General features: G+C 45.2%; 20 protein-coding genes. 9 read left to right on the top strand and 11 right to left on the bottom strand.

The genetic code is table 11. The features are described 5' to 3' along the window. The first annotated feature begins 40 nt into the window (after positions 1 to 40). Together SG35_RS05715 and SG35_RS05710 are read left to right on the top strand one after the other, a co-directional pair. Positions 41 to 1,399 (top strand): Na+/H+ antiporter NhaC family protein, encoded by a 1,359-nt coding sequence (locus SG35_RS05715; RefSeq protein WP_044835864.1) that lies wholly within the window; start codon positions 41 to 43, stop codon positions 1,397 to 1,399. Position 1,400: 1 nt separating this feature from the next. Then, entirely contained in the window at positions 1,401 to 2,090 is a 690-nt protein-coding gene (locus SG35_RS05710) for a TIGR01621 family pseudouridine synthase (protein ID WP_044835865.1), read from the top strand. A gap of 37 nt (positions 2,091 to 2,127) precedes the next feature. On the opposite strand, the gene SG35_RS05705 is transcribed toward SG35_RS05710, so the two are convergent. Then, positions 2,128 to 3,012, bottom strand: a complete 885-nt coding sequence (locus SG35_RS05705; RefSeq protein WP_044835866.1) for a LysR family transcriptional regulator — start codon at positions 3,010 to 3,012, stop codon at positions 2,128 to 2,130. 138 nt (positions 3,013 to 3,150) lie between these two features. On the opposite strand from SG35_RS05705, the gene trxA reads away from it, so the two are divergent. Next, positions 3,151 to 3,486 carry a thioredoxin gene (trxA, locus tag SG35_RS05700; protein WP_044835867.1) on the top strand — a complete coding sequence of 112 codons (336 nt, stop codon included), beginning with the start codon at positions 3,151 to 3,153 and terminating at the stop codon, positions 3,484 to 3,486. 107 nt (positions 3,487 to 3,593) lie between these two features. Here the strand turns inward: trxA and SG35_RS05695 are convergent, their stop codons facing one another. From SG35_RS05695 to SG35_RS05680, 4 genes are all read right to left on the bottom strand, one after another. Continuing rightward, the gene (locus tag SG35_RS05695) at positions 3,594 to 4,940 is read right to left on the bottom strand and encodes a sodium-dependent transporter (protein WP_044835868.1); all 1,347 of its coding nucleotides are present in this window, start codon (positions 4,938 to 4,940) and stop codon (positions 3,594 to 3,596) included. Between the two features lie 329 nt (positions 4,941 to 5,269). Beyond that, the gene (locus SG35_RS05690) at positions 5,270 to 6,157 is read right to left on the bottom strand and encodes a PEP-CTERM sorting domain-containing protein (protein ID WP_044835869.1); all 888 of its coding nucleotides are present in this window, start codon (positions 6,155 to 6,157) and stop codon (positions 5,270 to 5,272) included. A 305-nt stretch (positions 6,158 to 6,462) separates the two neighbouring features. Beyond that, positions 6,463 to 7,350 carry a PEP-CTERM sorting domain-containing protein gene (locus SG35_RS05685; protein ID WP_044835870.1) on the bottom strand — a complete coding sequence of 296 codons (888 nt, stop codon included), beginning with the start codon at positions 7,348 to 7,350 and terminating at the stop codon, positions 6,463 to 6,465. Positions 7,351 to 7,711: 361 nt separating this feature from the next. Then, entirely contained in the window at positions 7,712 to 8,194 is a 483-nt protein-coding gene (locus SG35_RS05680) for a YajQ family cyclic di-GMP-binding protein (RefSeq protein ID WP_044835871.1), read from the bottom strand. A 218-nt stretch (positions 8,195 to 8,412) separates the two neighbouring features. Here SG35_RS05680 and SG35_RS05675 point away from each other — a divergent pair, with 218 nt between their 5' ends. Next, entirely contained in the window at positions 8,413 to 8,766 is a 354-nt protein-coding gene (locus SG35_RS05675) for a VanZ family protein (RefSeq protein ID WP_044835872.1), read from the top strand. Then, entirely contained in the window at positions 8,763 to 9,668 is a 906-nt protein-coding gene (locus SG35_RS05670; protein ID WP_044835873.1) for a 2-dehydropantoate 2-reductase, read from the top strand. The genes SG35_RS05675 and SG35_RS05670 overlap by 4 nt, the downstream gene beginning before the upstream one ends. 98 nt (positions 9,669 to 9,766) lie before the next feature. Here the strand turns inward: SG35_RS05670 and thiI are convergent, their stop codons facing one another. The 3 genes from thiI to pomA all read right to left on the bottom strand — a co-directional run bounded on the left by thiI (position 9,767) and on the right by pomA (position 13,122). After that, positions 9,767 to 11,221, bottom strand: coding sequence for a tRNA uracil 4-sulfurtransferase ThiI (thiI, locus tag SG35_RS05665; protein WP_044835874.1), 1,455 nt, complete (start codon positions 11,219 to 11,221; stop codon positions 9,767 to 9,769). A gap of 162 nt (positions 11,222 to 11,383) precedes the next feature. Then, on the bottom strand, positions 11,384 to 12,331 hold the full coding sequence (locus tag SG35_RS05660; protein ID WP_044835875.1) for a flagellar motor protein MotB: 948 nt from the start codon (positions 12,329 to 12,331) through the stop codon (positions 11,384 to 11,386). Between the two features lie 26 nt (positions 12,332 to 12,357). Continuing rightward, complete coding sequence (gene pomA, locus SG35_RS05655; RefSeq protein ID WP_044835876.1) at positions 12,358 to 13,122, bottom strand: flagellar motor protein PomA; 765 nt, start codon at positions 13,120 to 13,122, stop codon at positions 12,358 to 12,360. 226 nt (positions 13,123 to 13,348) lie between these two features. On the opposite strand from pomA, the gene SG35_RS05650 reads away from it, so the two are divergent. The 4 genes from SG35_RS05650 to SG35_RS05635 all read left to right on the top strand — a co-directional run bounded on the left by SG35_RS05650 (position 13,349) and on the right by SG35_RS05635 (position 17,915). Further along, positions 13,349 to 13,600, top strand: coding sequence for an exodeoxyribonuclease VII small subunit (locus SG35_RS05650; RefSeq protein WP_044835877.1), 252 nt, complete (start codon positions 13,349 to 13,351; stop codon positions 13,598 to 13,600). After that, complete coding sequence (gene ispA, locus SG35_RS05645; RefSeq protein ID WP_044835878.1) at positions 13,597 to 14,496, top strand: (2E,6E)-farnesyl diphosphate synthase; 900 nt, start codon at positions 13,597 to 13,599, stop codon at positions 14,494 to 14,496. Before SG35_RS05650 ends, ispA begins: the two co-directional genes overlap by 4 nt. A gap of 18 nt (positions 14,497 to 14,514) precedes the next feature. Further along, positions 14,515 to 16,377, top strand: coding sequence for a 1-deoxy-D-xylulose-5-phosphate synthase (dxs, locus tag SG35_RS05640; RefSeq protein WP_044835879.1), 1,863 nt, complete (start codon positions 14,515 to 14,517; stop codon positions 16,375 to 16,377). Positions 16,378 to 16,658: 281 nt separating this feature from the next. After that, positions 16,659 to 17,915 carry a trypsin-like serine protease gene (locus SG35_RS05635; protein WP_044833169.1) on the top strand — a complete coding sequence of 419 codons (1,257 nt, stop codon included), beginning with the start codon at positions 16,659 to 16,661 and terminating at the stop codon, positions 17,913 to 17,915. A 180-nt stretch (positions 17,916 to 18,095) separates the two neighbouring features. On the opposite strand, the gene SG35_RS05630 is transcribed toward SG35_RS05635, so the two are convergent. The 3 genes from SG35_RS05630 to SG35_RS05620 all read right to left on the bottom strand — a co-directional run bounded on the left by SG35_RS05630 (position 18,096) and on the right by SG35_RS05620 (position 20,994). Continuing rightward, positions 18,096 to 18,989, bottom strand: coding sequence for a DUF2306 domain-containing protein (locus SG35_RS05630; protein ID WP_044833170.1), 894 nt, complete (start codon positions 18,987 to 18,989; stop codon positions 18,096 to 18,098). Between the two features lie 86 nt (positions 18,990 to 19,075). Further along, positions 19,076 to 20,233, bottom strand: coding sequence for a helix-turn-helix domain-containing protein (locus tag SG35_RS05625; protein ID WP_201777799.1), 1,158 nt, complete (start codon positions 20,231 to 20,233; stop codon positions 19,076 to 19,078). Positions 20,234 to 20,610: 377 nt separating this feature from the next. Further along, positions 20,611 to 20,994 (bottom strand): nuclear transport factor 2 family protein, encoded by a 384-nt coding sequence (locus SG35_RS05620; protein WP_269082180.1) that lies wholly within the window; start codon positions 20,992 to 20,994, stop codon positions 20,611 to 20,613. Positions 20,995 to 21,080 lie beyond the last annotated feature (86 nt).

Raw genomic sequence — 21,080 nt, 5'->3', positions numbered from 1 at the left:
ACACCTGAGTTCGCTGGTCCATTTAATAAGAAGAAAAACAATGCAAGATAGTGTCTTAAGTTTACTACCGCCGGTTGTTGCCATTGCTATCGCCATCTGGCGCAAGAGTGCCCTGCTGGCTTTACTGTGCGCTTTGGTGCTGTGCCAGATAATGGTGGCCAAGTGGCAGCCGCTAACCGGCGTTGTCGGCAGTTTTGAAGGCCTTACTGCAGTTTTTTCCTCACTGGGCAATGTCTATATCATCACTTTCAGCCTGCTGATCGGCGCCCTGGTGAAACTCATGAATGCCTCCGGCGCTGTCAACGGCTTTATCAACCACCTGTCGGCCTTGAAGCTGGTGAGAAACTCCCGCCAGGCAAGCCTGCTACCGACCATTATCGGCACCAGCATTTTTACCGATACCAACTTGAGTATGTTTACCGGCGGCATGGCCAGTCAGCAACTGTTTGATCAGCACAAAATGAGCCGGGCGCGTCTGGCCTATTTACTCGACTCCACCTGCGCCCCCATCAGCATACTGATCCTGGTAAACGGTTGGGGCGCCTACGTACTTGGGTTATTGGATGGCTATTCTTTCGAAGATCCCGTGGGCATCTTGATCGGCACCATAGGCTTTAATTTTTATGCCATTATCGCCGTAGCATTGGCTTATTACACCGCCTTTTCCGGTAAAGTATACGGCCCGATGAAAAATGCCGCCGTGGGCAATGGCTTAACCCAGCCGGAATTTAGCTCCCGGGTCGCCCCGGCACGGGTAATGTGGTTGCCGTTTATTGCCTTACTCGGCATCACCCTGGCCTTGCTCTGGGTTACCGGCAATGGCGATATCCGTCGCGGCTCAGGCTCTTTCTCCGTTTTCTGGGCCATTATCAGCGCCCTGGTGTTACTCATTGCCCTGATCAAGCTTTACCACCTGATGACCATGAAAGAGGTTATTAAAATCTCAATTGAAGGAATACGCTACATGCTGTTGCCGGTAGCTATCCTGGTGTTGTCTTTTGCCTTTGGCGATGCCATAAAGGCCCTGGGCACCGGCATTTATGTCAGCCAGCTGATGCATGTCGAAGTACCGCTGTTTTTGATGGCGCCGATCATTTTTATCGCCGCCGCCATTATGGCCTTTGCTACCGGCACTTCCTGGGCAACTTTTGCAATATTGATCCCGATTGCGGTACCTGTGGCTGCACAAACCGGCTTGCCGGTGCATTTTCTGGTGGCAGCGGTTTTAGGCGGCGGCATCTTCGGCGATCACGCCTCGCCGATTTCTGATACCACAGTCGTCGCTTCCATTGCCAGCGGCTGTGATCACTTCGAGCATGTAAAAACCCAGCTGCCCTACGCCCTGACAGCTGGTGCGGCCACCCTGGTACTTTACACTTTAGTTGGCCTGAGCTTCTGACATGAGTAGTGAATTCACCTTAGTTGCCGACTACCCCGATTTTTTAGTGGTGGATAAAGCCGCCGGGGTTAACTTCCATGACGAAGACAATTTAGGCCAGGGACTGTTTAACCAGGTTAAGGCACAGCTTAAGCAAAGTGAGCTCTATCCGGTACACCGATTGGATAAAATGACTTCGGGTTTAGTGATCTTTGCCAAGACCCTGAGCAGTGCGCAGGCTTTTCAGCAAATGTTTGCCGCCCATCAGGTGGAAAAGTACTACCTGGCACTGAGCGATAAAAAACCCAATAAGAAACAAGGTTTGATCAAAGGCGATATGGCAAAAAGCCGCCGCGGTAGCTGGAAGCTGCTGCGCACCACAGAAAACCCGGCCATCAGCCAGTTTTTCTCTTATGCCCTGGGAGGCGGTAAACGTTTATATGTTGTCAAACCCCATTCCGGCAAAACCCACCAGATACGGGTGGCACTGAGCAGTATCAGCGCCCCGATTTTGGGCGACAGCCATTACTACCCGCAAGCCAGCGGTGATCGCGGCTATTTGCATGCCTACGCCCTGCGTTTTACCTTGAATAACGAGGAATTCAGTTTCATTTGCCCGCCAACTAACGGCCAGGAATTTGTCCAGGCCGATTTCAGCAATAAACTGCTCGATATTGGCCCTCCCTGGTTACTGAACTGGCCTAAGCTTTAACCTCGTGTTTAAGCTAAAGGCAAGGCTTAAGCTTAAACTAAGACAAGCAACCTATCTTACTCTGAAAATAATCGAGAAAAGCCCGGGTTTTCGCCGGGATGCTGCGGCTTTGATACATCACAGTCAACTGCTGGGCAACTGGCTGCTTGCTAAGGGAGATGCGCTGTAAGCTCTGCTTTTCCCCCGCGAGCTGCACCACATAATCAGGCAGTTTTGCCAGCCCCAGGTTGCGCATGGCTGCCCCCAGCTGCATTTCAGGGCTGGCCAGTACTATCCGGCCATGTACCGGCACGCTTTGCGTAGTATCCCGCCCCCGAAATAACCAGGGCTGGTTAGCTGCTGCCAGAATAGCCATCTCATTTTGCAAATCTTCCGGCGCTGACAAATGGCTTGCATCATAATCACCGGAGGCGTAAATAGATTGTGGAAAACTGAGCAAGGTCCTGGCGACCCAATCCGATGCCGGCAACTCATCTTCATGCAGGGCAAAGATCAAATCATATTTCAGATCTGTTTGCGGCATAGCCCCCGAGTACTGGTGGCAAAAAATGCTGATCTGCGGGTATAACACAGCAAACTCTGCCAGTAAGGCGCTCATGACCTGATTAAAGAACTCCAACGGCAATAACAGATTGAGTTTTCCTTTAGGCTGGCTGATCAATGCTCCTAACTCTTCTTCAACCTTAGATAACTCTTCGGTATGGGGTTTGCACAAACGGTATAACACCTGCCCCGCTTCAGTCAGGGCCTGGCGACGGGTGCTGCGCACCAACAACTGACTGCCAAGTTGTTGTTCCAGCTGGGCAATATGACGACTGAGTTTAGATTTAGGCATGCCCAGCTCAGCCGCCGCTTTGGTAAAAGAGCCGGATTCAACTAAGGTGACAAAGTATAAATAATCATCCAAGCTTGCCTGATGCATATTTCCATCCTGTATCGTTCGTTTCTATATTTTGTTCTAAAAATAGAACAATCTTTTTCATTAAACCCCACTAATCAAAAAAGCACAACTTGTTTACACTGGCCGCCATCAACAGACAATTGAAGTGAGTAAAAGAAGATGACAACAGCAGCAGTAAAAGAGCATATCGTAAAAGAAATTACCGCAGAGAGCTTTGAGCAGGAAGTGAATCAGCACGGCGGTAAAGTGCTGGTAGATTTTTATGCCCCCTGGTGCCAGCCCTGCAAAATGATCGCCCCGGTAGTCGAGCAAATAGCCGAAGAACAACCTCAGTTGAAGGTAGTTAAGGTAGATGCCGATAACGCCCAGGAGTTAATGGCCAAATTTGGTATCCGCGGCATCCCGACTTTATTGTTGGTTGAAAACGGTGAAGTGGTTAATACCCAGGTAGGTGCCGCCTCAGTATCCCAGGTTCGTACCTTTGTCGGTGAATAAAAGGCAGTGACGACAAAGTCATAAGTAAAATTAAGCCGCTGTTAACGTTAAAGTTAACAGCGGCTATTTCTTCTATTTTTACTTAGCTTTTACTAAATGACTCACCTTTACAGCGAGTGGATAAACACCATAGCAATCGCCACAGGACAAACAAACTTGGTATACACAGGCCAAACCTTCCAGAACAAGCTGTTTTCTACGGTTTCATTGCCCAGTTTAATTTCGTTTAATAGCTCATTACGCTGCCAAATCCAACCGACAAAAACACAACACAGCATGGCAATAATAGGCTGACCGTATTGTGTAGCGATCATAGCCACCAGATCCAGCATAAAAGAAATGTTGACCACAATAACGATACTGATCAGTAAAATCACCAGACCGATGAAAGTGGTTGCTTTTTCCCGGGCCATATTATGACGCTCTACCGCGTAAGATACCGGCCCTTCAAGCATAGAAATTGAAGAAGTCAGCGCAGCAATGCTCATCAGGACAAAAAAGGCAAAACCGATAAACAAGCCCATTTGTCCCATAGAATCAAACAGGGTCGGCAACACGGTAAACACCAGGCTGGAACCTGAGATCAAACTACCGTCTTCGGCAAAAATCGCCACGCCCTGCGCCTGAGCCACGTACATGGCAGGAATAATCAGCAAACCGGCTAAGAAAGCGATGCTGACATCAATTAAGGTTACCTGCGCCCCTAAGGTCACCAGGTTCTCTTTTTTGGAAATATAAGAGCCGTAGATCACCATCACACTGGTACCCAGCGACAGGGAGAAAAACGCCTGCCCTAAAGCACTGACCAGTAAATCGGGTTCCAGCACCCGGGAAATATCCGGATTAAGGTAGGCCTGCAGACCTTCACTGGCACCTTCTTGGTTAACCACATAAATGATCAATAACACCAACAGCGCCAGCATCATAGGCATCAGGCGCTTCGACCATTTTTCAATCCCCTGCTCGACTCCGCGGCGGATAATATAAACGGTCATAAACATAAAGAGCACGGTAAAGAGCAAGTTACGGAGAAGATCCTGGGTTATCACCCACTCGGCAACCGAGCTTAGACCAACAACGGTAAACACAGGCTCTACCGCATACGACATCATCCAGCCGGCAATAATACCGTAAAAACTTAAAATCAGGGAGGCACAGATAATACCGCCAAAACCGACGACAAAGGCAAAGTGTTTCTGCCAGGGACGCTTAGACATTTTTTGCAGCGAAGTTACCGCGTTTGCCTGTCCGTAACGGCCGATTAATAACTCCGCCATAAAAGCGGGATACGCCAGACAGAACGCCAGCACCAGATAAACTAAAACAAAAGCAGCACCTCCATTTCCTGCTGTTTGGGTGGGAAAGCCCCAGATATTTCCTAAACCTACGGCAGAGCCTGCCGCCGCCATAATAAAACCAATACGCGAGCTGAACCCGCCTCTAGACACACTCATGACATTTTCATCTTTATTATTATTTAAAAGCGGAGTTAATTTACTTAATGTGGCGCTAAAAAAATAGGCTTATTACGAGATTTTTCTTATTTTCGCGATTATTAACTATGATTAAAACTGTAAAGAATAAATTACTATAAAAAATAAATACCTTTCATAAATAAAGCTCACCATAAGAGTCCCCCGGAAAAAGAGGAAAAATTGCGAAATACTTCTTCGATTAGCATGATGACCATACTCTATAGCTAGCGACCATCATGCTTAACTTACCTTTGGGTTAAAAAATCAATATTGATAATAACTGAGGAAAGAAAATAATTCGCTAAGTATCAACAGTAATTTCGTCGATTTAAGCCAACTAAGGCCAATAAACCAAGCACCAAGATAAACTTTGTTGAAGGTTCAGGTACCGCTGCAACATTAGTTTCAGTGATGCGGGCTTCTCCTACAAATATAAGGGATTCATCTGATGTTTTAGTAACTCCCTCACAATACCAGCAATGAATAGCATCAACTAAAGGATCCGTTTGTTCAAAAGATATTAATGAAACATAATGAGTTAAATTAACTCTACTATCATTAAATTCCCCTTGTTTTAGTGCAGCATAAACTTCTTCGAAGTCATCAAAGTTTGAAAAATCCAGCGCAGGCTCTCTACCGAAGTCAATTCTATAGTTTTCTTGTAATAAATGCCCTGAAACAAGTCCATTTACTTCTTGAGTTTTGAATCGATTGTGTCTGAACTCAAACGTAACATTCGTAGAATCTTGATAGTATTCATAAAAGGGATCTTTACTTTGCTCTTCAAAGTAGTTAAAGCGATTAAAAAATGTTACTAGTTCAGAAGATGTATCCTCATGTGTCTGGGCAATATCTAATGCATCAAATTGAGATCTTCTGGTATTGAAATCTTGCAAGTATTCATGATTATAACCAAAGAAGTCAATGAAGTAAGATTGATATTCAGTATCCATCTGGCCAATAATCTGTGCCTCACTACCATAAAGATCAAATGAATTAGAAGAAGGGAAATAATCATAAATAAGAGGCTCAAAATTCACATCAACCCTATAAGGAGTGTCGCTTGATGCGAGCACTTCACTTGGTCCAGCCGATTGTTGAAATAACTCAGATTGATAAATTTCTAGAGAAAGCAAAGCTGCCGTAACATTGCAGCTAAGTACAGTGGATATTAATCCGATAAGTATTTTTTTCATTGGTTTTTAGTCCCATACAACGAAAGTTTCATTAAGTGCCAGCCTTTAAGCAAAAATCAAACCACCAACAGATTACTTGCTCTGAGGTTAAACCACTTAAATTCAGTGTAAAAGTAACTGACACCTTTCGTATAAAAAATGAGACAAATGTAAATTCATCTGCAACAAGATATAGAAATATTGAAAATCTATTACCCGGTAGGTAATAAATTGAAAACTCATATCAAGGTTTGTGATAGATTATGGCCGCAGGAAGCGGCCATCGAGATTAAGCGATGCTCTTTATTACAATAAGATAAAATAAATTAAACTTGAGTGCGTCTTTTAAAACGCATTAAGCCTATTAAGCCCAGTGCCAACAGTATATTAGTAGAAGACTCAGGAACATCGACATAATCAACTCCGTTTACCCGCCCATAACTTGAAAACCGAAGATATTTATCGTCAGTTATCGTCAAACCTTCACAACTGCTACACCAAATGCTGGTGTTAGGGTTCGTTTTTTCGTAAGACAAAACAGTAACTTTCTGTAAAATGCGAAAACTACCACCATCTGTTATATTCCGTTCAAGAGCAGCGTATAACTCATCTAAGTCATCATAGTTTGAAAAGTCAGGATTGGTAGTCAAGGCATCTCCTGTTAATGTTAACTCATAGTATGAGATGATATGCTGGCCAACAAAAAGGCCATTAATATTTTTCTTCCAAGATTGATGATAACCTCCTGTAATTGACAATGAAATAATCTCTTCATCTTGTCCGTAATAAGGAGCGCTCTTTCCTAGTTCAGTGTAGGTACGCTTCGAATAGTGAATACCAAACTCGGAAGAGCTTTCACTTTTTACAAGCGAGTCACCGGGTTGAAAAGTTGATTCTAGAAGAGCCATCTCTTCGCTAAAGGCATGCGCAAACGGAGCAGGAGCAATGTCATAATATTTTTCTTCAATATCAGTAAGACTTATAAGTTCTCCCTCTTCATTAGTGCTTTCACCATTAAGAATGGAATAGTCACGGAAGGTACCCAGGGGCTCAATATCAACGGTGAAATCTTGAGGGGCAGCGCTTTCTATAAGGCTTGTGTCATAACGACTGCCTCCATAAAGACTAGACCCATAATCTGAGAAGGAGATCAACGCAGCATTGGCATTTGAACTGAGTAATACGGATATGAATCCGACAAATATTTTTTTCATTGGTTTTTAGTCCCATACAACGAAAACTATAAGTTATCGCCACAAGGCAAAAATCAAGCCAGCGCCGGTTTACAATATCTGTGGCTCCTCCCCCTCTAAAGTGTAAAAAACTCTGACATTTTTTGTATAAAAAATGAAAAGTTTGTTTATTTTAGAATAATGAAAAGTTGAAGTGATGAAAATGCCTTTGCCAATGGGCAAAAACCGGGTGAAAAGTCTTTTGAAAACCAAGATATGATATATTGAAAACGTTGAATAAGATGATGGCCGCAAAGAAAGCTGCCATCATTTTTTATTGATGCTTGCTCAAAGCAAAGCCTTATATTGACCTGTTAAGATACAAGGTCACAAACAGCAGCAATTAATCTTTAAAGTTCTTAAACTGAAAAGACTGCTCCATATCCGCTTCACGCACCAGCTGCATTACCGCTTGTAAGTCGTCACGCTTCTTACCGGTCACCCGCACCTGATCTCCCTGGATAGCAGCCTGTACCTTAAGCTTGCTGTCTTTAATCAGCTTAACCACTTTTTTCGCTACCGGCTGTTCGATGCCTTCTTTAAAAGTCACCTTACGGCTAAAGGTTTTACCCGAATGCACCGGCTCGGAAACCGTCATTGCTTTAGCGTCAATCTGGCGCTTGGCCAGGTTACCACGAACGATATCCTGCAATTGGTTTACCTGGAAATCCTGCTCGGCTTTCAAGGTGATCACAGGCGAATCCCATTCTATACTGGCTTCAACGCCACGAAAGTCAAAACGGGTGCTTAATTCACGTACCGAGTTTTCGGTAGCGTTGCGAACTTCTTCTAAATTGATCTCAGAGACGATATCTAACGATGGCATAACTTGCTCTCAAAAATGTCTAAATAAATTAATGGATAAATATATGAAGGCAATGATAACAAAGCAAATAGTCAAGGGCTAGCGCTGTGCAGCGCGGGTCTGAATAGTTTAGATCTGGCGCAAAGTTAACTTTAGTAACATCTGGGTTAGCGAACTTAATTGCCATCATGATATCATAGCTTTTTTATCGCCTTAGTTATTAATGGAAACCTGTCTTTGTGAGTGTGCGTCAACAGCTGTATTTGTTTTTATTCGTTATCTGTAGCCTGACAGGCGTCATTTTTTTTACCGAGGCCGGTAACCTGCTTTATAAGCACACCCGACTCGATACCACAGGGCATTTTATCAGCTTTTTTCTGCTCGGCGTCCTACTGCACTATGTGATCAAAATCTCCCTGTTTGTCAGCTGCTCCTGTTTAATCTTTTATGGCGCCCTGAGCGAACTCGGGCAATATTACCTCGGCTTTCGCAACGCCGAATTCAGGGACTTTTATGCCGATGCCATCGGAGTATTGGCCTTTGCACTGCTGAAATGGTGTATTTTCCTTTATCAAAGAAGAACGGCAATATGAATATCATTATCCTCGGGCAAGGGGCAATAGGCCTGCTCTGGTATCGCGCCCTACAGCAGTTGGGCAATGATAAAGTAAATGTCAAAATATTCCCTTCCTCTGCTGCCCCTGCCGCCAGCCAGACATTTACCTTCACCGAATTTTCTGGCTTAAGCGAACAAAGACCGCTGATAACTGCCGATAAAACGGCTCTGAGCGAATGTGATCATTTACTGGTTTGTGTAAAATCCTATCAGGTCAAGCAGGCCCTGAAGCCGGTACTGCCTCATCTCAATACCGGTAGCAGCATCATTTTAAGCCACAACGGCATGGGTACCTTAGCAGAGCTGCCGGAACAGGTCATTGATAAACATGCAATATTAACCCTGTTAACCACCCATGGCTGCTTGCGTGTCAAACCCAGACATATCCGCCATACCGGGCGTGGTTTCAGCGATATAGGTTTAGTGTCAGGTCAGCTGGCAGTAAAACAACAAACAGAGCTGACAAACTTATTAAACCTTGCCCTGCCACAAGTAGAGTGGACCAACAATATTGTAGAAAAACAGTGGCGAAAACTGGCGGTAAATAGCGTTATTAACCCGTTAACCGCACTGCACCAGCTGAAAAACGGCCAAATACTGAAAGATAAGTTTACGGCGCAAATAACGGCGATATTAACGGAAGTTAGCCAAGTGGCAAAAAGCCAGGGAATTGAACTTAATCTCAGGGAATTAGAGCAAGTGGTAACAGGCGTGGCACAGGCAACCAGCAATAATATTTCTTCGATGCGCTGTGATGTGCTTGGCGGTAAAAAAACCGAAATTGATTATATCAGCGGTTATATCCATCGGCTCGGGGAAGAACAGCACATCGCAACTCCGGAAAACACCCGTTTATGGCAGCAGGTTTCGGCGCTGTAAAAACGCTCTTCCCGGTCATCCATAACCCAGTGGCATACATTTCTTCCTATAAATAAAAAGCCCCGGCAACTGCGGGGCTTAATACAAAAAAACTCAGCTTACGGCCGGTACACCTTAACGTTGCCAAAGCCGTTATCTATCAGGTACAGGGCCTGTAATTTACTCATCACCCCGTGATCACAGTAAAGCAGGTATTGCTTGCTTTGATCTAAGTCGCCGAACTGGGTCGCCAGCTTATAGAAAGGCAAATGTTTAACTTCAACATTATCAAGCTCCAGCGGCTTTTCTTCTTCCTCTTCTGGGCTACGGATATCAAGGACGACGGCACCGGCATCGATATCAGCCACCATGTCCACCGCCTGAATCTCGGCTTCGGTTTCCTGGCCGATATCACGGATATCAAATACCCGGGTCTCTTCGACAACTTTATCTAAAATATCAAAGTCAAAATTATCTTCTTCCGCTTCCACTTTTGATAAAACCGCTTTTACCGTCGGCTTCTTCGAAATCACACCGCAATACTCAGGGATGGTTTTAGCGAAGTCTTCGGTACCGATTTTACGGGCAATATCAATAATTTCCTGCTTATCATAAGCCGCCAGCGGCCTTAAGATCAGGGTATCGGTCACCCGGTCAATCACATTCAAGTTGGTCAGGGTCTGGCTGGACACCTGCCCCAGGCTCTCACCGGTCACCAGCGACATAATGCCCTTTTGCTCGGCAATTTTACTGGCGGCACGCATCATCATACGCTTAAGCACTACGCCCATCTGGCCGTTTTCTACTTTTTCCAGGATCTCGGCCACCACAGGCTCAAAATCTACGGCAAAAAACTTAATACGATGAGAAGCACCAAACTTGTTCCACAGGTAATAACTGACCTGCTTCACACCAACTTCATGGGCCGAGCCGCCCAGGTTAAAGAAACAAAAATGGGTACGGGCGCCTTTTTTAATCATCTGATAACTGGCAACACCCGAGTCAAAACCGCCTGACATCAGGGATAAAACATCTTCCTGGGTAGCAATCGGGAAACCGCCCATGCCCTTATGGGTTTCAGTAACAATAAACAGGTCATTGTTTTTAATTTCCAGGCGTATGGTCACATCCGGATTTTTTAATTTGACGCTGGCACTGTCAACCTTCTGGTTTAAGCCGCCGCCGACATATTGTTCAACTTTTAACGAGTTGAAATCATGATTGCCGCTGCGCTTAACCCGCACACAAAAACTCTTGTTTTCAATGGTTTTGGCATGCACTTTTAAAGTTTGTTCAAAAATATCGTGTACATCGGTAAAGGTACTTTTTTGTACCTCGATGAAGGTAGGGATCCCCGGGATACACTTTAAGGTATCAACCAGCAACTGGCGGTTTTCAGGCGATTCATTTTTACTGTTAACTTCAATATTGTCCCAGTTCAAGCGTGTCGTTACCTGCTCGTCAACACGACGCAGCACATTCTTAACATTCGACTCTAATATTTTACTAAAACGCTTGCGCACAGGGCGACTTTTAATTGTTATCTCAGCTTGTAACTTAACAATAAATTTCATCAACAAAACCACATGTATTCAAAGTGGCGCGCATTATACACTATCTAACGGCGGTGTGAAAACCAGGCAGGAGCTTTAAAGAAGATATAAGCAAACAGCCAGCTAAACAAACGGCCTGCCAAATGGCAAGCCGTAAAGCTTAAGTAAGAACTTACTTATTAACTACTCCTTATACAAGGACACGGGATCGGTTTCTTTGGCCTTACCCTGGTTAATGGCAATTTCCACCCGGCGGTTACGACGCCGGTTCAGGGCATTGGTATTGGGCACCAGCGGCCGGGTATCGGCATGGCCAACCACCAGCAAGCGGGTGGCATCAAAGCCAGGTACCTTGATCAGCTCATGGGCGATTGCCACCGCACGTTTGCTGGAAAGATCCCAGTTGGAGCTGAACAGTTCAGAGCTCACTCCCTGGTTATCGGTATTACCGGACACCGAAATTTCACCGGGAATGGTATTAAGCAAGGCGCCTATTTCCTGAATAATCGGCTTAAACTTAGGCTGTAAAAACGCCGAACCGGAAGGAAAGGAGCCATTCTCCCGGATGCGGATCACTACCTGCTGCCCCAAAGATTCAAGTTCAATGGCGCCGTCCTGAATTTGCTGCTCTAACTGTTCGGCAATTTTCTTCACCAGCTCGTTGACCTGCTCCTGCGACGCCTGCTCCAACTCTTCTTTGGCTAACTGCCGCGCCTGGGCCGAAAGTTCATCGGCAGTACTTTGCGACTGACCACCACGCTCGGTGCCGCGCTGCTCCTGACGGCCACCGGCAGAGGTTTCATCACCCGCCTGGAATTCCAGCATCTGCTGGGTCATTTCCATGGTTTGCTGCTGGATCACTTCAATCGGCGTCGGCTCGGGTTTACCCGGGCGAAATTCCTGGGCAATAATACTGGTGCCTTTGGGAATATCTTTTACCTCGATTTTATTTTGTACCCCGAAGGCAAATTTCATCGAACCGGCGATTTGCTTAAATTTCAGTACATCCATTTCAGAAAAAGACAATAGCAGTACAAAAAAGCACATCAGCAGCGACATCAAATCGGCAAACGTTCCCATCCAGGCCGGCAAGCCGGGGGGCGGGCATTTGCACTCTTCTTCATCACTCATAACTTACTCCCGCTTATCTTGGTCAGCTACTCGTCGGTGGTACTTATGGTACGCTTACCTTCCGCCAGGTAATTTTTCAGCAAACCTTCAATCACCCGCGGGTTCTGACCGTCTTGTATGCCCAATACCGCATCGAGGATCAGCTGCTGGTTCATTTTTTCTTCCGCCAGGCGCAGTTTCAATTTATTGGCAATGGGCAGGGCAATAACATTCGCCAAAAAAGCGCCGTACAAGGTAGTTAACAGCGCCACCGCCATCGCCGGGCCTATCGCTTTAGGGTCATCCATATTGGAAAGCATAGCCACCAGGCCGATAAGGGTACCTATCATGCCCATAGCCGGGGCGATATCCGCCAGTGACTGCATCATGCCGATGCCGGTTTCATGGCGCTCACTGGTCAGGCTGATATCTTTTTGCAAGGTGCCGCGCACCACATCGGCGTCGTGGCCGTCCACCAGCATATCGACGCCCTTTTGCATAAAAGAATTGGAAATTTCGGCTTCTTCCAGCGCCAGAAAGCCCCCTTTGCGCGCCGCATCCGCCATTTCCACCGACTTTTCAATCAGCTCATCCGGCTTTTCCAGCTTAAACAAAAAGGCCTTGGCGGCAACCTTGCCGATGGTAAAAAATTGTCCCAGGTTGTAATTCGACAAGACGATAAAGAAGGAACCACAAAAAACAATAAGAATTGACTGGGTGTCAACAAACATACCGATATCGCCACCTAATACCATAGCCATAACAATAAAGCCTATGGCGCCTAAAATTCCAAGTAGCGTAGCTAAATCCACAAAAGCCTCCTAATCAAGCACTTATTTATTGGGCATATGTCCATGATAATACCTCAACTATACGTTATACGCTAATAGTAATCCCCGTGTTATCGCCTATTTTCTCAGACACTTAATCGAAAATAATTCACCCGGGAATGGGGTTATTTTACCCGCTTAGATTGACCCCAAGGCCCAGCTGAGGTACCTTTGCCGCTAGAAATCCGAACTGACTTAAAACAAGACGATGGCCAAGAAAAAAATCGAGAATCTAAGCTTCGAAGAATCACTGACAGAATTGGAAAATATCGTACAAAGTCTTGAGCAGGGAGACCAGAGTTTAGAAGCCTCTATGGCCCTGTTTGAACGCGGCCTGGGCTTAAGCCGGCAAAGTCAGGTAAAACTGCAGGATGCAGAGCAAAAAATAAAAATCTTACTGGAAAAAAACGGTGAGCAGCAATTAGAGCCGTTTGTGCTCCAAGACCAGGAAAATTCGTGAACACACCAGAGAAAATCGCCCGTCTAGCGCATTACCAAACCCGCATTAACAACTTTTTATCGCAAAAACTGGCCGACTTGGCTGTTAATGATGAGAAATTGCTCGAAGCCATGCGCTATAGCCTGCTGCTGGGGGGCAAACGCATGCGCCCTTATCTCGCTTATATTACCGGCGAAGCCTTAGGCGCCAGCGAAGCTGATATCGACGGTATTGCCAGCGCACTGGAGTGCATCCATGCCTATTCCCTGGTGCACGACGACCTGCCCGCCATGGACGACGACGACTTACGCCGCGGCCAGCCCACCTGCCACAAGGCTTTTGACGAAGCCACCGCCATTCTGGCCGGTGACAGCTTGCAAACCCTGGCCTTTGATATTCTGGCCAATCATGAATTTTCTCCAGCGGTCGAGCCGATGCGCCTGACCCTTATCCGTCAGTTGGTCAACGCCAGCGGCTACCAGGGCATGTGCGGCGGTCAGGCATTGGATCTGGCGGCCACAGGCAAAAGCGCCGATTTGGCGCAACTGGAGCAAATCCATAAATTAAAAACCGGCGCCCTGTTGCAGGCCTCGGTATTAATGGCCGCCAATTGCGCGCCCAGTATCACAGATACAGAAAAACAGGCGTTGGCCGATTATGCCGGACACGTTGGCCTGGCCTACCAGGTACGTGATGACATTATCGACATCACCTCCTCGGCGGAAGAGCTGGGTAAACCGGCGGGATCCGACCTCGCAGCCAACAAAAGTACCTACCCGGCACTGCTGGGTTTACAAGGGGCGCAGGAAAAAGCTGACCACTTATATCAACAAGCACTTCAAGCTTTGGCCACTTTGCCCTACAATACGCAGAATTTATCTGAATTTGCGACTTTTATCGTAAAACGCACGAATTAACAACCGATCTATTACACTATGACTACAAACCTAGCCGACTATCCTTTATTGTCACAAATCGATGCGCCCGCGCAACTGCGTCAGCTCAGCCAAGACCAGTTAACCGCCGTCAGCAACGAATTGCGCAGCTACCTGCTTAATTCGGTCAGTAAAAGCAGCGGCCACTTCGCCTCAGGCCTGGGTACCATAGAATTAACGGTTGCCTTGCATTATGTTTACGACACCCCGTTAGATCACCTGATCTGGGATGTTGGCCACCAGGCCTATCCTCATAAAATTTTAACCGGCCGCCGCGATCAGCTGCACACCATACGGCAAAAAGACGGGTTGCACCCTTTCCCCTGGCGGGAAGAGAGCGAATATGACGTACTGAGCGTCGGTCACTCCAGTACCTCTATTTCCGCTGCCTTAGGTTTAGCCGTTGCCGCAGAAAAAGAAGGCATAGGCCGTAAAGTCGTGGCGGTGATCGGTGACGGCGCCATGACCGCAGGTATGGCCTTTGAAGCGCTCAACCACGGCGGCGATATCCACAAAGATATGCTGGTGATCCTCAACGATAATGAAATGTCGATTTCCGAGAATGTCGGCGCGTTAAACAATCACCTGGCAAAAATGCTTTCCGGCAGCCTCTATACCGGCTTGCGCGAAGGCAGTAAACGCATTCTGAAAAACATTCCGCCGATCAAGGAACTGGCGAGCCGCGCCGAAGAGCATTTAAAAGGCATGGTAGTACCCAGCACCTTCTTCGAAGAGCTTGGTTTTAACTACATCGGCCCCATCGACGGCCATGATGTTAACGGCCTGGTAGACACTATCCGTAATATGCGCAACCTCAAGGGACCGCAGATATTACATATTGCCACCACCAAAGGTAAGGGTTACCACGCCGCCGAGCAGGATCCGATCAAATACCATGCGGTGCCTAAATTCAATCCGGACGATACCAGTTTACCGGCAAGCAAACCCAGTTTGCCGACTTACTCGCAGGTGTTCGGCGACTGGTTATGTAAAACCGCAGAGCTGGATCCTAAGCTGGCCGCCATTACCCCGGCCATGCGTGAAGGCTCGGGTATGGTGGAATTCAGCCAGCGTTTCCCGGATCAGTATTATGATGTTGCTATCGCCGAGCAGCACGCAGTTACTTATGCCGCCGGTTTAGCCATCGGCGGACAAAATGCCATTGTCGCCATTTACTCTAGTTTTTTACAGCGTGGTTATGATCAGCTCATTCACGATGTCGCCATCCAGAATCTGCCGGTGTTGTTTGCCATCGACCGGGCCGGTATCGTCGGCGCCGACGGTCCGACCCACCAGGGCGCCTTTGATTTAAGCTTCCTGCGCTGTATCCCGAATATGGTGATCATGGCACCTGCCAACGAACGCGAGTGTCAGTTAATGCTCACTACCGGCCACAAGCTAGATAAACCGGCCGCCGTGCGCTACCCCAGGGGTACAGGTACCGGTGAAACCTTGCCGGGCATGGATGAAACCATTGAAGTCGGTAAAGGACGCCTGATCCAGTCAGGTGAGAAAATTGCCTTGTTAAGTTTTGGTACTCTGCTTGGTGAAGCGGAAAAAGCCGCTAAAGCCCTTAATGCCACCTTAGTGGATATGCGCTTCGTTAAACCTTTAGACGAAGCCTTAATCACCGAGCTGGCACAAAGCCATCACACCCTAGTGACACTAGAAGACAACGTGATTGCCGGCGGCGCAGGCTCTGGCGTAAACGAATATATTCTGAGCCAGGGCTTAGCCGTAAAAGTGCTGAATATCGGTCTGCCGGATGTCTTTGTCAAACACGGCACCCAGGCAGAAATTCATGAAGAGCTAGGCCTGGACTGCGAAGGCATCATCGACAAGGTTAATGCCTTCTTAAATTAAATTTTTTAAGCATTAACTTCATTAACTAACAACGCCGAGATTGTCTTAAAACAGTCTCGGCGTTGTTGATCTGGGCACTATTCACATCAAGTTATGGCCAATTTACCTCAAGCTAAAATTCCAAAGCAATCTATCCACCAGACATCACGAAGAGCAAGCTTGGACATCCAAAAATTTATTTAGACTACTGACAATTTCACGTTCAAATTTTCGAATACAAATTAAGCTTCTATACTAAATTTGAAAAATAAAATTAATTAAATTCTCAGGGAATCATAAAAATGAAAGCAATGATGATAATGATTTGTTTTTTATTAGTCCCCTTTATTGCACAAAGTAAATTTGGCAATTTAACCGATACAAATACTATTCTCCCCTTACAAAAGCTTGAAGCGGACTCTACTGTTAATAAGCTATTAGCAGAAGAAATTGGCTTTTCAATCACCGAAATAGAAGCATCTAAATACTTTCAAAATGCGTTTTATCAATATGTTGAAGAGCTGGAAATTAGACACCCTGATGAAATCACTGCTGCATGGGTAGAGCCTATTCCTAATATAAAAGGTCATATTCGTTTTAGAAGCAAGGCCCCTAATATAGTTATTGTTGAATTAAATGAAAGAGATTTACTCGGAAATAAAAATATTATTGTTTATGAAGGGGGAGGACACTCAAGAAAAATTAATGAATCTAGACAAGCCCTTGTAGTTAAAATGCTAGAAAAAAATGGGTATAGAAACCTAGAAACATATTTTGATGTAAAAACGAATAAAATTATCATTAACCTGTATACAACCGATACCGCTAAATATACAAACTCCGGACTAGTAAAAAAACGACTGATTGAACAAATTAAAGAAAACACTACCCCTCCTGATAATGAAATAGCTAATTTAATTTCAAGTAAAGATATAAAAATAAACATCGTTAGATCTGACGGACCAATAATGGAATTACAATCGATCGTTAGGGGTGGGGGTATATTCAACTCAGCAGTTCCTCAGTGCTCAGGCAGTTTTACTCTTTATAATCAAGGAATTCTCACTGCAGGACACTGTACCTCTGTTTATTCATATACAAATTTAAGTGGAGGAACGGTATCAGTAACTCCCGCCGTTTCAGTCAGTGACTTATCAGGCGATTTTGGTTACTTCAAACATCAAGATAGTGGGCTTGCCGAATATTTCACACCATCATTATCTAAGGTACATTTTCGAGCCTCCAAAAGCAGCATGCAAGGAAAAAGCATTTGTTTATTTGCTGCTTACACTAATCAAGCAAGTTGTAATCATACTATTGAAATCATTGGAGTAACTGTTTTCGCAGAGCATCTTGGATGGAATATAGGTAATTTAGTAAAAGTTACAGGAAGGAACAGTGGTAAGGGAGACAGTGGCTCTCCTTGGCATACCGGTTCTACAGCCTACGGAATACATACAGGAGTTAATACATACTCAGAGCACTCATATTTTAGCCCGGTCGTTGACGCAGAGGGTTTTTTAGGGGTAAGAATTAAAACAGTAGAAATTGGTAGATAAGTTCATTGTGGTTAGTGACCTCTGGGTGTTCTAGCACTCAGGGGTTGCGACTTTAATTACAACTGATTTATAACCATAAATATGTGAGAAAAAAGAAGTTTATGCCTGTCCTTTTCCCCACGTGATCTTGCCCTGGGTGCTATCCGCATTAATTTATGAGCGATTTACCGCGAGCTAAAATTACAAAGCAATGTCTCCACCCGACATCACAGTCAGTAGAAAAGGTGTAAAACCAACAGCTCCTACCAACATCAACACCGTCAGTACACACAAAGCACCGCTGGTTATATATTTAACCCTGTTCCCCCCTTTTTCTTTGGCATAAAAATATAACTGCAGCGTAGCAAGCGGCAGAACAAAACAACCAAAGGTCCAGATCGGAAAAAACACATCACTGAAACTGGGCTTAAGTCCAAGCATAGATCCCGTTACCAGATAGCTAAATACACCGACTCTTAAAGTCCATTGCGCATTTGATACCAGAAATAACCGTAACGCCCATTTTTTGTGGCTGACGATGTCTCTGTTTACAACACGGCGCAAGGCAAGATAAGCAAAAGCAAAGATCAAAAGACCGTTGATGCTGGTGCCAATGCCCGAAAGAGTGATCGGCTCGGGATCTCTGACCCACACTAAATAAAAGCCTGAGATTGCCAGACAAAATACGGTGCTCAGGTAAACATAACCATTTATTTTATGGAATTTCGGAAAATAACTACGCACTTGCGGTATTAATTGCAGTGCACCGCCAAATGCCACAATACCGGCACCAATGGCATGTGCTGCAAAAGCGAAATTACCGGCAAAGTCACCTGCATGATAAGGCTTAGAGCCCATGGCTTCCCAGCGATTCCAGATCTCCATATTATCGTTAATCACTGAAAAGCCATAAAATGCCATGATGTAATAAAAGAAAAACCACTGGCCGGCCATAACCGATACAAACCAGAACGTCGCCGAATATTTTAGTGATCGGTCAGCGAACTTAGCGGATGATGTTGTTTGTGACTGTGGTTTTGTTGGGTCGTATTTTGTTGCTGCCAAGTCAGCAACAGCGACTGATGTTTTTTCCATTATCAAATCCTCATACCTACGGAAATACCGCTTAAGTTTGAGGAATTGACCCGTTTGTGTCGTCCGAATGGGCCTATTCGTACATTTTAATTCACTGTTTTTTCAATAACTAACAATTTTTCTTGTTTTCTGTAAGCCGAGGGGGTTACACCTGCTGATTTTTTAAACGCTGCATTAAAAGTAGATTTGGAATTAAAGCCTACTTCAAAGACAATAGTAGAGACGGTTTTGTCTGTGCTAACGAGCAAAGACTTTGCCTGTTCAATCCGATAGCTGTTCACAAATTGGAAAAAGTTAGTATTTAAAAATTGAGATAGAGTTTCTGAAATATAGTTTTCACTAACCGAAACGGCCTCTGAAAGTCGTTTTAGCGATAACTCATCCTCCAGAAAAAGCGCCTCTTTACTCATCACAGTTTTTAGCTTGTCGGCTATCTGCTCCATTTGAGTCAGTTCTAAGGTCGTGGTTCGCACCTGCCTGGTTTGCGGCTCTCCTTTGTCAGCCTCCTCAAGCACCGGCTGTTTAAGGGCAAAATGTGCAAAGATCATTAAAACCAAGGCTTCTAATACCGGTAAAACACTGCCTGATCCAAACCAGCGCCAGCCTAAAAAGCCAATAGCATACTCCAGGGCAAACAAAAGCCAGACACAACCCCAAAGCACCAAGATCACTTTCAACCAGTCCATGGAGCGCTTTTCAATGGAGGAAAACCGCTCCATTAATTGCAAACGATGCTGGCTTTGCAGCCTGAACGTGGCGGCCAAATACGCGCCGGTAACAAAAATAAAAGCCGACAAGGCAAATAAGCAGGTGAACAGCGCTATTTGAAACAAGTCCGCATCCCGGGTGGCTGGGTCAGCCAGTGCCAGCTTTTCTTCGGCACTGATGCCAAAAATAAATGGCAGCATGCCTAAAATAACAATGACAGGGCCAAGCAGGGCAAGGAGATAAGCTTTCTTCGGCAAGGTTTTCTCGCAAGACATAGTTGCGAAGGCATAAAAGTACAATGCGGGTCCTAGCAACATTCGAATTGGAAACTGTGTCCCGGCTAATGCAGGCGCATATTGATAGGCGCCGGAATAGATAAACAATTCTCCGAGAATGTGAACCAGTAGCAGAGCCAGTAATCCGCCAAGGTAGACAGACTGTCTTTGCCTGGGCTTGCTCGCCACATCAACCAAGGCAAAAACTGTCATACCCATCATACTGGAATAAATAACTGTTGGGACTACATCAACGCCCATTAATAAAACCTCTTACCGTATCCAGCGCCTTCACTGACATTACATTCATCATGTTATATTAACCGATTGAAGTGACGTAAACCTTAACTAACTTAAAAGCCATCATCCCAGGTTTTATTTTTAAAGTCGTATTCTAAGTGAAATTTAACTAAGCCGATGAAAAAGAAAACTATATATGTACCGGGGATTAATATTGAATAAAAAACAAAAGCCCGCTCTAGCAATACTTCTGTTGCCACATCCGCATTAGCGGAGCCAGTTTTTGTAAATGCACCGATAGTGATTAAAATAACAATGACTTTGGTAAAAAACCAAGCAAATTTAGCCGAAAATTTGCAATACTCTTTAGCTCTTTACATATTCAATGATTTGTTTATTTAGCGCTTTGCACTTGCAGAAATACTAACAAGCAACCAGTTTCCGCTTGCTTTAGACCAAACCTGAGTACCACCTCCGGCACCTTCAGCTAATTCGCCATTGGCAAGTATCATACTTTGCTGATACTCATTTACCAAAACAGCTGTATTTTTATCAATGACTGAAATCTTAACATTGGTGAATTCCAATAATTTTATTTCTTTCACCATGTTAAAGCCCGGAACTATCATGGCTCTCAATTCTTCAACAGAATTCCAGTTTGAGCCATCAGCCCCCAGGCCTACAAACTTATCCGAATCGATGAAACTGAAGTACTTCTCTGCGTCCAAAGCATTTGCAGCATTGACCAGCAGGTCGAATGATTCTTGAACCTCTTGTGTTATTTTATTTTTACTTGCTTCTGTTAGTTCTATATTTTCATTACTACAGCCAGTTAACCAAGTTGCTATACAAGCTACTGCAACTATTT

The organism is Thalassomonas actiniarum (genome assembly GCF_000948975.2).
GTDB classification, from domain to species: domain Bacteria; phylum Pseudomonadota; class Gammaproteobacteria; order Enterobacterales; family Alteromonadaceae; genus Thalassomonas; species Thalassomonas actiniarum.
Note: the sequence above shows the minus strand (reverse complement) of the source record. Positions and strands in the feature narration are given on the sequence as shown.